Genomic DNA, 722 nt, shown 5'->3' on the forward strand with positions numbered 1-722 from the left:
AGGGCGGTGACACGTCCGGTTGGTGTGTTGTCCCGGATCGGGGATCAGACCCTGTTCTTCGGGCGGGCCATTGGTGGGACCCCGCATGCCGCGGTGCACTTTCGTAAGGAGATCGTGCGGTTGATCGCCGAGATCTCCATGGGTGCTGGGGTGTTGGCGATGATCGGCGGCACTCTGGTGATTGTCGGGTTCTTGACGTTGGCCACTGGTGGCACGTTGGCGGTGCAGGGTTACAGCTCGCTGGGCAATATCGGTATCGAGGCGTTGACGGGGTTTTTGGCGGCGTTCATCAATGTGCGGATCTCGGCACCGGTGGTGGCTGGGATCGGGTTGGCGGCGACCTTTGGTGCCGGGGTGACCGCGCAGTTGGGGGCGATGCGGATCAATGAGGAGATCGACGCGTTGGAGTCGATGGGGATCCGCCCGATCGAGTATCTGGTGTCGACGCGGTTGGTGGCGGGGATGATCGCGATCACCCCGTTGTACTCGATCGCGGTGATCTTGTCGTTCATGGCGTCTCGGTTCACCACGGTGGTGTTGTTCGGCCAGTCCGGTGGGCTCTATGACCATTACTTCGGGACGTTTCTGAATCCGATCGATCTGTTGTGGTCGTTCTTTCAGGCGTTGTTGATGGCGCTGTCGATCCTGTTGGTGCACACCTATTACGGCTACTACGCCACCGGCGGACCCTCAGGGGTCGGGGTGGCCGTGGGTAACGCGGT

General features: G+C 61.5%; 1 protein-coding gene. It reads left to right on the top strand.

The window, feature by feature from the left end:
* Positions 1-6: 6 nt before the first annotated feature.
* The coding region (locus tag ACZY0X_RS31220) for an MlaE family ABC transporter permease (protein ID WP_463775899.1) at positions 7-722 on the top strand (716 nt) is incomplete at its 3' end.

Source organism: Mycobacterium sp. IDUB_39 (assembly GCF_055419205.1).